Here is an 8,612-nt window from a genome sequence, read left to right on the forward strand (position 1 = left end):
CGGTTGCGCGGGGGCCGATGATTTTCGCCCGCCGGGCCGGTCTGCCCGGTGTGGATGCCGAGAACCCGATCGCCCTGACCGTGACCGGCCGGGTCAGCCGTGCCGTCGTACCCGAACTCTGCGCCGAGTTGGAGCGTGCGCTGACCGACCCCCGGGGCGCCGCCCCCGCCCCGGGCACGGTGGTGGACTGCGATGTGGGCGGGGTGGTCCGGCCCGACCTGGCCCTCGTCGACGCGGTGGCCCGGCTGGCGCTCGTGGCCCGCCGGTCCGGACGCACCCTGCGCCTGCGCCGCGTGCCGCCCGAACTCCGCGCGCTGCTGGAGCTGGTGGGGCTGGCGGACGTGGTGGCCCTGGCGCAGGAGCCGGAGGAGCGGGTGCCGGGGCCGCCCTGAACCACCGGCGTACGCACGTCGCGCCCGTACGCGGGCCGGGGCGGAACCCGCAGGCGTCACGGGCCCCCCGGGCCGCCGTGCCCCTACGCCGGGGCCGGGAGCCGCTCCGGCAGGCCGAACAGCGGGAACCAGCGCGGGGCGTCCAGGAAGCAGTGCATCCCGGTGACCGCCCCGTCCCGGACGTCGATGACCTGGACCGCCCACGCCACGAACCCCGGGCCGTCCTCGGCGGACTTGTAGTGCGCGAAGGCGGGGGAGCCGTTGGCCGCGACGGGCACCAGCCGGGAGCCGGCGCACGCCGCGCCGAGGGTGGTCATGAAGCCCGTGATCTCCCCGGTGCCCCGGAGCCACAGGTCGAACGGCGGCATCGTCATCACCGCGTCCTCGTGGAGCAGCGCGGTCAGCGCGGCCATGTCGTACCCCTCGAACGCCTTCACATAGCGTTCCAGGAGTTTCTGCTGCTCCTCGTCGAGCGGGTCGGCCGGGTCGCCCGGCCGGCCCTCCGTCTCGGTCAGCGTGGCGCGGGCCCGCTGCAGGGCGCTGTTGACCGAGGCGACGGAGGTCCCCAGCAGTTCGGCGACCTCGGCGGCCTTCCAGGCGAGCACCTCGCGCAGGATCAGCACGGCCCGCTGCTTGGGCGGCAGGTGCTGGAGGGCGGCGACGAACGCCAGCCGCACCGACTCGCGGGCCACGGCCGCCTCCGCCGGGTCCTGCACGGAGGGCAGGACGCGCCCGTCCGGCATCGGCTCCAGCCACACGTTCTCCGGGCGGGGGCTCAGCGTGGCCCGGGCGAGCGGGGTCGGGCCGGTCAGATCGACCGGGCGGGCCCGCTTGCTGCCCGCCTTCAGCATGTCCAGGCAGACGTTGGTGGCGATCCGGTAGAGCCAGGAGCGCAGCGAGGACCTGCCCTCGAAGGCGCCGAAGCCGCGCCAGGCCCGGACCAGGGTGTCCTGCACGGCGTCCTCGGCCTCGAAGGCGGAGCCGAGCATCCGGTAGCAGTACCCGGTCAGCTCGGTCCGATGGACCTCCAGACGGCTGTCGATCCCGGCGGCGGCCGCCTCGCCCGCCGCCGCACCCGTGGCCGTCGTCGTCGGATCGCTCATCGCTCCACCCCTGTCGCGCGCAGCCGCGCCGCGGCTCGTCCCCTGGTACGTCGGAAGCTACCGGAGGCCACTGACAACGGGGCCCGGACGGAGAGAGGGGCACCGGACGCCCCGGCTCCGGCCGCGGTGTCCGGCACCCCTCACGGTGCCCTCGGCCTCCGGCGCCCCTCGGGGCGCCCTCGGCGGTGCGCTCAGGTCCCGGGCTTGCGCCCGTACACGTACACGTCGTCGCCGTTCTTCAGCAGTTTCCAGTATGCCTTCGCGTCGGCGGGGCGCATGTTGACGCAGCCGCCGGAGCCCGGCGGGTTGTACATGGACTTGGTGACCGAGTGGAACGCCTGGCCCCCGTCGAAGAACTGGGAGTACGGCATCCAGACCTTGTAGATGGTCGACCAGTGGTTGATGTTGCGCCAATAGACCTTCTTGGCCCCGGTCCGGGTCTCCGCGCCGTTGCGGCCGGTCCGCACCGGCACCGGCCCGTACTTCAGCTTCTTCCCGTCCTGGATCCAGCTCAGCTGCCGCGTCAGGTCGACACAGGCGATGCGCCCCTTGTTGGTCGGGCACTTCCCCGCCTTGTTGGGGTTCTTCCCGGCCGCCTTCTGGGCGAGCATCGTGTTCATCGTGCGCCAGGTCAGCGGCCCGGCGTAGCCGATGGTGGGGGTGATGCCGTGCTTCTTCTGGAACGCCTGGATCGCCTTGCAGTCGGCCGTCGACTGCTTGCCGTCCACGGGCCGCTTCAGGAACTTCTCGACCTGCTTCTGGTACGGTCCCGTCGATTTCGTGCAGGAGGCCGCCTGTGCGGCGGTGCCGCTGCCCAGGACCAGGGCCGGAGCGGCCACCAGTCCGGCGACGGACAGGGCGGCCCCGCGCCGCAGTCGTCTTCCGGGTATCTTCGCCGTGGCTCCCATGCGCGCCAACTCCCCTTCGCCCGCTGTGCTTCGTCGGTTACGCCTGGTAGACGTGCGAAGGGGAGCCGTGGTTGCACGGCGGTATGTCTCGATTGCGTCCCGAAGACCGATGGGGCTCCCGAAAGCCGACGGGCCCCGGGGCGGGCTCAGCGGGTGGCCGGGACGAGCGCCCGCCGCTCCGCACGCGCCACCCGGGTTCCGTACAGGGTGATCGAGACGACGCCCAGGACCGCGAACAGGCCCAGGGCCACCGTCGCCGTCCAGCCCCCGGAGTGGAAGGCGATCGCGCCCAGCGTGCCGCCCGCGCTGGAGCCCAGGTAGTACGCCGACTGGTAGAGCGCCGACGCCTGTGCCCGGCCCGTCGTCGCGGTCCGGCTCACCGAGGACGAGGCGACCGCGTGCCCGGCGAAGAACCCGGCGGTGATCAGCACCAGCCCCAGCAGGACGGCGGCGAGCGAGTCCGCCAGCGAGAGCAGCAGCCCGGCGGCCGTGGTGGAGACCGCCAGGTACAGCGCGCCCCGGCGGCCGAGCCGGGCCACCAGCCGTCCGGCGGCGGCGGAGGAGACCGTGCCGACCAGGTAGACGAGGAAGATCGAGCCGATGACGCCCTGCGGCAGGCTGAACGGCTCCTCGACCAGGCGGTAGCCGATCACCGTGTAGACGGCGCCGAACACCGTCATGAACAGGGCGCCGATCGCGTACAGCCGGACCAGCAGCGGGTCGGACAGATGGCCGGCGACCGTCCGCGCGAGCGCCTTCGGGCTCGGCGAACCCGGGCGGAAGTGACGGGCCTTGGGGATCAGGAAGTGGAACGCGACGGCGCACGCCAGCGCGAGCAGCCCGACCGCCGCGAGCGCGGCGCGCCAGCCCCACGCCTGCGCGACCCAGCCGGTGAGGATGCGCCCGCTCATGCCGCCGATGCTGTTGCCCGCCACGAACAGGCCGATCGCGGCGATCAGCGCCTTGGGCCGCACCTCCTCCGCCAGGTACGCCATCGCGGAGGCCGGGAGCCCGGCCAGCGCCGCACCCTGGACGGCGCGCAGCGCGATCAGCGCGCCCATCGACGGGGCGAACGGCACCAGCAGCCCGACCAGCACCGCGACCGCCAGCGACGCCGTCATCATCTGCCGCCGCCCGAACCGCTCCGAGAGCGCGCTCAGCGGCAGCACGAACAGGGCCAGCGCCCCGGTCGCCGCCGACACGGTCCAGCTCGCCTGCCCGGCGGTCGCGTCGAACGAGGCGGAGACGGCGGGCAGCAGCGCCTGGGTGGAGTAGAGGAGGGCGAACGCCGCGACTCCGGCGGCGAAGAGGGCGAAGCTCATCCGGCGGTAGCCGGGGCGGCCGGGCTCCAGCCGCTCGGGGGCGACGGCGGCGGGCGCGGCGGTGGTGGCGGTGACGGGGGACTGCGGAGCAGAGGCATCCACCACGACGGTGGATGCCCCGGTATCGGCGGGAGGCATACGACGAACGTAGAGGGAGACGTTTCATGCGTCCAATGCATGAAACTGCCATAATCGATCCCATGGTGCATGAACGCAGCTCAGGGCCTCGGCTGTCACCGAGTAGTTACGAAGAAGACATCCGGGCCGTGCTCGCACCCCGTCTCGCGTACTTCGAGGCGGTCGCCCGGCACGAACACGTCACCCGCGCCGCCCACGAGCTGGGCGTCCCGCAGTCCACGCTCTCGCGGGCCATGGTCCGCCTCGAAACGGACCTGGGCGTCGCCCTGTTCGCCCGCAAGGGCCGTACCGTCTCGCTCACCCCGGCGGGCCGCACCTTCCTCGCCTCCGCCGAACGGGCCCTGGCCGAGGTGGAGAAGGCCGCCGACTCCGTCCGGGCGGACGCCGACCCGGCGGGGGGCCGGGTCTCCTTCGGCTTCCTGCACACGATGGGCTCGGAGACCGTGCCCGCCCTGATCCGCGCCTTCCGGGTCGACCACCCCCGCGTCCGCTTCCAGCTCGTGCAGAACTACGGCGAGGCGATGATCGAACGGCTCCGCGCCGGAAGCCTCGACCTCTGCCTCACCTCCCCCGTTCCCGACGCCCCGGACCTGGTCGCCCGCCGCCTCGACGAACAGCGGCTGCGCCTCGTGGTCCCCGACGACCACCGCCTCGCCACCCGCCGCCGCATCCGGCTCGCGGAGGCCGCCGACGAGACGTTCGTGACCCTGGAGCCCGGTTACGGGCTGCGCCGCATCACCGACGACCTCTGCACCGAGGCGGGCTTCACCCCCCGCGTCGCCTTCGAGGGCGAGGAGGCGGAGACCCTGCGCGGGCTGGTCGCCGCAGGGCTCGGGGTGGCCCTGCTGCCGCCGCCGGCGGTCGCCCGCCCGGGGGTCGTCGAGCTGACGGTCACCGCCCCGCGCGCGGTCCGCGAGATCGGCGTCGCCTGGCTGGACGGGCACCCGGACACCCCGCCGGTCGCCGCCTTCAAACGCTTCCTGCTCTCACGCCGGGGCCACCTGCTGCCGGACTGAGGGGGGCGCGGGGCGGGCCGGGGCGGGAGGACGGCCGACGGGGTTCGTCCTTCCGTTCGGGACGGCGAGAATGTCCCGATGAACCGTGCCCCCGGGCCCTTCCCCGCCCCCGTGCCCCCCGGCCCCCCGCCCCCGCCCGCCGCCGGGCTCAAGGGCGTGGTGCTCCCGGCCGTGGTCGGCTCCGTGATGGTGGTGGCCGCGGCGGTCCTGCTGGCCCTGCTGCCCGGGAAGCTCTCCGAGGCCCGGGATTTCCGGGCCGCGCGGCCGTGCGAGGAGATCGGCGGCTCCGCGGCGGAGAACGGCGACTGCCTCTCCACCCGGCCGGCCACCGTGCGCTCCACGGAAGCGCGCCCCCAGGGCAAGGGGTACGCCCGCTGGGTCACTCTCGATCCGGGCGGCGGCGCCCCGCCCCACCGCGTCCGGCTGCGCGGCGAGCGGCCGGTCTGGGAGAAGCTCGCGCCGGGCGTCCGGGTCACCGTCGCGACCTGGCGCGGTTCGGCGGTGTGGGTGGAGGCGGGGGAGGAGCGCCAGGACGTGGCCGGGCGGCCCGGCCCCGGCGCGATCGTCCGGCTGGCCGTGGGGCTCGCGCTGCTGATCGTCGGCGCCGTCCTCCTGCGGGCGTCGGCGTGGGCGCACCGGCGCCGTGCGACCGGCGCCCCGGCCGTCCGCGCCGCGCAGATCACCGTGCCCGCGGCGGCGACGGCGTTCGCGGTGGGCGTCGCGGTCGCCGCCGCGGTCCTGGTCGAGAACGTGCTCCTGGCCCTTCTCGCCGCCGCCGCGGGCTGCGCGGCGGCGTGGACGGTCTCGGCGCGGCTGCTCCGCCGCCCGGCGCGGGGGCGGGCGAGGACCTGACGCCGGGAGGGGGCGCGCGGACCCGTTCCGCGCGCCCGCACCTCAGTGCCGCAGCGCCCGGCCGAACCCGGCGGCCAGCGGCATCCGCAGCCCCAGCGGCGGCGGTGCGGCCAGAGCGTCCGCGACCGGGCGGGCGTAGGAGCGGGCGAAGAGCGAACCGCGGACGAAGTCGGCCGCCAGCGCCACCACTTCGGAGCGGTGCTGGCGCAACGCGTGTCCGTCCGAATGGACTTCGAAGCGGCAGGTGTCCCGGTTGGCCTTCTTCGCCCGCTCGGCCAGCCGGAAGGACAGCTCCGGATCGGTGTGCTCGTCGTTGGTGCCGTGCACGATCAACACCTGCCGCCCCACGAGCTGTTCGACCGGTTCCGGTTCGTCCTGCGGCCGGCTCGGCAGCCAGGGGGCCAGCGCCAGCACCGAGGCGACCGAGCCGTGTCCGGCGGCCCGCAGCGCCGCCCGGCCGCCCATCCCGTGGCCGGCCAGGCAGACCGGCACGTCGCCGTACCGGCGCTGCACCTCGTCGGCCGCCCACCCCGCGTCCTCGACGGGGTGCGCGTCGGCCGCGTTCCAGCCGCGCCACCGGTAGCGCAGCACGTGCACCGCCAGCCCCTCGCCCGCCCCGGCCCGGGCCAGCGCCCGGGCGAACGGCAGCTGGGCCGCGTACGACAGGCGGGAAGGGCGGCGGCGGGAGGCGGCCGCCCCGTCCGGCAGCAGCAGCACCACGCCGCCGACCTCGTCCGTCGCTCCGGCCGCCCGTACGGCCCGCCCCAGCCTCGGGGACGCCGCGCCGGTCGTACCGGCCCCGCGGCCCCCGCCGCCGCGCCGCGCCCCGCCGTCGTCACCCGCCCCGGCCTCTTCCCCGGGCTCCCGGTCCCCCTTGAGCAGGAAAGTCCCCATCCGGCCCCCTTCTCCGCCGTGCGGCGCACGGCGCCGGACCCCCGACCGGCCCGGCCGGCGGGACGTCCCCGGCCGCGGGCAGGGGAGTGCGCGCTGTGCCCTGACAGAACAGTGTCAGAAGGAGAGGTGTACTCCACCCGACTTCGCGGTCACTGTTACGCATCGACACCAGGCGCTCTACGCGCGTAGGCGCTAGAGTGCCAAGATGACGAGCCAGACCCCGAACGTCCCTGATTCCGACCAGATCCGGCGCGCCCCCAAGGTGCTGCTCCACGACCACCTCGACGGCGGCCTGCGCCCGGGCACCGTCGTGGAGCTGGCCCGCGCGCAGGGTTACGACTCCCTGCCCGAGACCGAGGCCGACAAGCTCGGCGTCTGGTTCCGCGAGGCCGCCGACTCCGGCTCGCTGGAGCGCTACCTGGAGACGTTCGCGCACACCTGCGCCGTCATGCAGACCCGTGAGGCGCTGTTCCGGGTGGCCGCCGAGTGCGCCGAGGACCTCGCCGAGGACGGCGTCGTCTACGCCGAGGTCCGTTACGCCCCCGAGCAGCACCTGGAGGGCGGCCTGACCCTCGAAGAGGTCGTCGAGGCCGTCAACGAGGGCTTCCGCGAGGGCGAGCGCATCGCCCGCGCCAACGGCCGCCGCATCCGGGTCGGAGCCCTCCTCACCGCCATGCGGCACGCCGCCCGCGCCCTGGAGATCGCCGAACTGGCCAACGGCTACCGCGACCAGGGCGTCGTGGGCTTCGACATCGCGGGCGCGGAGGCCGGCTTCCCGCCCACCCGTCACCTCGACGCGTTCGAGTACCTCAAGCGCGAGAACAACCACTTCACGATCCACGCGGGCGAGGCGTTCGGCCTGCCGTCGATCTGGCAGGCGCTCCAGTGGTGCGGCGCCGACCGGCTCGGCCACGGGGTGCGGATCATCGACGACATCGAGATCGCCGAGGACGGTTCGGTCTCCCTCGGCCGCCTCGCCTCCTACGTGCGCGACAAGCGCATCCCGCTGGAGATGTGCCCGACCTCCAACCTCCAGACCGGCGCGGCCCCCTCGTACGCCGAGCACCCCATCGGGCTGCTGCGCAAGCTGCACTTCCGCATCACCGTGAACACGGACAACCGGCTGATGAGCGGTACGAGCATGAGCCGGGAATTCGAGCGGCTGACCGAGACGTTCGGATACACACTCGACGACATGCAGTGGTTCACCGTCAATGCGATGAAATCGGCATTCATTCCTTTCGATGAACGTCTCGCGATGATCAACGACGTCGTCAAGCCCGGGTATGCGGAGCTGAAGTCCGAGTGGCTTTTCCGTCAGACCTCTGTGACCAGCGGATCCGCCGGATCTGCGGGCTGATTTTCCCGCATGTGGAAAGGGCCGGGACAGGGCGTCCCGGCCCTTTTGCGGCGTGTCGGAATGTTTGCGGAAGGGGTGGTGCAATGGCTAGCTTGCAGAGCCGCTCACATCTCCTTCCCCAAGGGTGAACCCTCCATGAAGAAGTCTGCCAGGACTCTCGGTGTCGCCGCTCTCGGCGCCGCTTTCGCCGCTACCGCCGCCGGCAGCGCCTCCGCCGCCTCGCTGCCGCTCGACGCCGCCGCCGGGATTCTCCCCGTCTCGACGATGGCGGTCGACACCGTCGCCAAGTCGGCCCAGAACGCGCCGGTCCAGGAGACCGTCGGCAAGGTGCTCGGCGGCGACGCCACCGACGCGGCCGCCCCGGTCACCGGCCTGCTCGGCGGCCTGCCCACCCAGGGCCTCTCCGCCAACGGGATCCCGCTCGGCGGCTGATCCCTCCGGGCGCCGGACCCCCGGCGGCCCGCCCGGACACCGGACCTCCGGTGCCCCCGTGCATGCCGGTGGGGGGGGCCCCCCCCCCCCCGGGGGGGGGGCCCCCCCGCCCCCCCCCCCCCCCCCCCCCCCCCCCGCCCCCCCCCCCCCGCCGGGGGGGGGGGGCGGGGCGCGGGCCCCCCCCCCCCCCCCCCC

Annotated in this window: 9 protein-coding genes; 5 read left to right on the top strand and 4 right to left on the bottom strand. The window is 74.5% G+C overall.

The features are described 5' to 3' along the window. Positions 1–17 precede the first annotated feature (17 nt). Positions 18–392, top strand: coding sequence for an STAS domain-containing protein (locus ACH4K1_RS02970; protein WP_398085887.1), 375 nt, complete (start codon positions 18–20; stop codon positions 390–392). 83 nt (positions 393–475) lie between these two features. Here the strand turns inward: ACH4K1_RS02970 and ACH4K1_RS02975 are convergent, their stop codons facing one another. The 3 genes from ACH4K1_RS02975 to ACH4K1_RS02985 all read right to left on the bottom strand — a co-directional run bounded on the left by ACH4K1_RS02975 (position 476) and on the right by ACH4K1_RS02985 (position 3,863). Beyond that, complete coding sequence (locus ACH4K1_RS02975; protein ID WP_398085889.1) at positions 476–1,495, bottom strand: sigma-70 family RNA polymerase sigma factor; 1,020 nt, start codon at positions 1,493–1,495, stop codon at positions 476–478. 191 nt (positions 1,496–1,686) lie between these two features. Next, positions 1,687–2,403 carry a L,D-transpeptidase family protein gene (locus ACH4K1_RS02980; RefSeq protein WP_398085892.1) on the bottom strand — a complete coding sequence of 239 codons (717 nt, stop codon included), beginning with the start codon at positions 2,401–2,403 and terminating at the stop codon, positions 1,687–1,689. Positions 2,404–2,549: 146 nt separating this feature from the next. Next, on the bottom strand, positions 2,550–3,863 hold the full coding sequence (locus ACH4K1_RS02985; protein WP_398085894.1) for an MFS transporter: 1,314 nt from the start codon (positions 3,861–3,863) through the stop codon (positions 2,550–2,552). Positions 3,864–3,925: 62 nt separating this feature from the next. Between ACH4K1_RS02985 and ACH4K1_RS02990 the strand changes: the two genes are divergently transcribed. Both ACH4K1_RS02990 and ACH4K1_RS02995 read left to right on the top strand, forming a co-directional pair. Continuing rightward, positions 3,926–4,879 carry a LysR family transcriptional regulator gene (locus ACH4K1_RS02990; RefSeq protein WP_398085897.1) on the top strand — a complete coding sequence of 318 codons (954 nt, stop codon included), beginning with the start codon at positions 3,926–3,928 and terminating at the stop codon, positions 4,877–4,879. Positions 4,880–4,957: 78 nt separating this feature from the next. After that, entirely contained in the window at positions 4,958–5,731 is a 774-nt protein-coding gene (locus tag ACH4K1_RS02995) for a hypothetical protein (protein ID WP_398085900.1), read from the top strand. Between the two features lie 42 nt (positions 5,732–5,773). Here ACH4K1_RS02995 and ACH4K1_RS03000 read toward each other — a convergent pair whose 3' ends face one another. Beyond that, complete coding sequence (locus tag ACH4K1_RS03000) at positions 5,774–6,451, bottom strand: dienelactone hydrolase family protein (RefSeq protein WP_398086580.1); 678 nt, start codon at positions 6,449–6,451, stop codon at positions 5,774–5,776. 379 nt (positions 6,452–6,830) lie between these two features. Here ACH4K1_RS03000 and ACH4K1_RS03005 point away from each other — a divergent pair, with 379 nt between their 5' ends. After that, positions 6,831–7,985 carry an adenosine deaminase gene (locus ACH4K1_RS03005; RefSeq protein ID WP_398085903.1) on the top strand — a complete coding sequence of 385 codons (1,155 nt, stop codon included), beginning with the start codon at positions 6,831–6,833 and terminating at the stop codon, positions 7,983–7,985. Between the two features lie 135 nt (positions 7,986–8,120). Continuing rightward, positions 8,121–8,417: a hypothetical protein gene (locus ACH4K1_RS03010; RefSeq protein WP_398085905.1), complete on the top strand. Its 297-nt coding sequence runs from the start codon at positions 8,121–8,123 to the stop codon at positions 8,415–8,417. The last annotated feature ends 195 nt before the right edge of the window (positions 8,418–8,612 follow it).

It is taken from the genome of Streptomyces sp. NPDC017448 (assembly GCF_044330565.1).
Taxonomy (GTDB): domain Bacteria; phylum Actinomycetota; class Actinomycetes; order Streptomycetales; family Streptomycetaceae; genus Streptomyces.